This window comes from Bradyrhizobium sp. INPA03-11B, assembly GCF_040446015.1.
In the GTDB taxonomy this organism is placed as follows: Bacteria; Pseudomonadota; Alphaproteobacteria; order Rhizobiales; family Xanthobacteraceae; genus Bradyrhizobium; species Bradyrhizobium macuxiense_A.
Genome location: NZ_JASGSR010000237.1, coordinates 1 through 954, shown reverse-complemented (window position 1 = coordinate 954; position 954 = coordinate 1). Strand labels below are relative to the sequence as shown.

The window sequence follows — 954 nt, the reverse complement described above, 5'->3', positions numbered from 1 at the left end:
CGACGCGAGAGGTGGAGCAAGGTGCGCAGGCGCTTCGAGCTCTGCCTCAGCGGGCACCTCGATCAGCGCTTCCGATATTGGCTCCTCAACCGCGGCGGTTTCGTCAGGGGTGGTGTCGAATGCCGCAGTCTCGATGGGCGCGGCCTCTGCGTGCGTCTCCTCCGACGCCGGAGATGGAGCAACGTCCGCAGGCTCGGATGCAGTCGTGCTGACGACGGGCGCGATCGCGACCTGCTCTTCCAGCTGCGGATCCAGCGCATCGAACAGCGTGAAGGTCGCTGCCATGTCGCTGACCGGCGCAGGGGCTTCTTGATGCGCCGTTGGTTGCTCGACGGCGGCAGGCGCCGGCGCCACGGCCTCTTGCGGCGCTGCTGTGCCTGCCGGTGCTTCCGGGACAGCCGTGTTCGGCGCAATCGGCTCCGGCACGATCGGCGCCGCAGCTTTGGCGGCGAAATGCAGGGCGGGCTTGATCAGCGCGATCAGCGCGCGATCGGCGCCGCGGCCGATCCGCTGCAGCACGACGCGGCCGACTGCAACGCTCGCCGCCGCGCGACCCTGCGCCAGTGCTTCGCCGCGCGCGGCATCGAGGCCGAATTCGGTGAGATCGTGCAGGCCGGGCAGCGAACGTGCTGCCTCATTGGCTGCGATCAGAAGTCCGTCGCCGTTGAAGGCGGCGGCCGGACGCGCCAAGCCCTGCACCAGCCGTTGCAAACGCTCGGCGAGCGGCATGCAGCGGCCGCTGGCATTCAGCGAGGTCATCAGGATGCCGTGGCTGCCGTCTGGTAGCTCAATGCGCGCGCAGCCGCAGGTCGCGAGCATGCCGGGCGCCGCGCCGAAGCCGCGCAGCCGCTCCAGCCGCACCGCGCCGTTGGCGGCGAGGTTGTAACCGAGCCGCGCGACTTGGCGGCGATGCGGATCGGCCGGACCGAAGGCGCGCTTCGCCAGCTCGGCGCC

The 954-nt window shown here is 70.8% G+C and carries 1 pseudogene; it reads right to left on the bottom strand.

Annotated elements, in window-relative coordinates:
• Positions 1-954: pseudogene (locus QMZ05_RS40435) on the bottom strand (PAS domain-containing sensor histidine kinase); the annotation flags it as partial.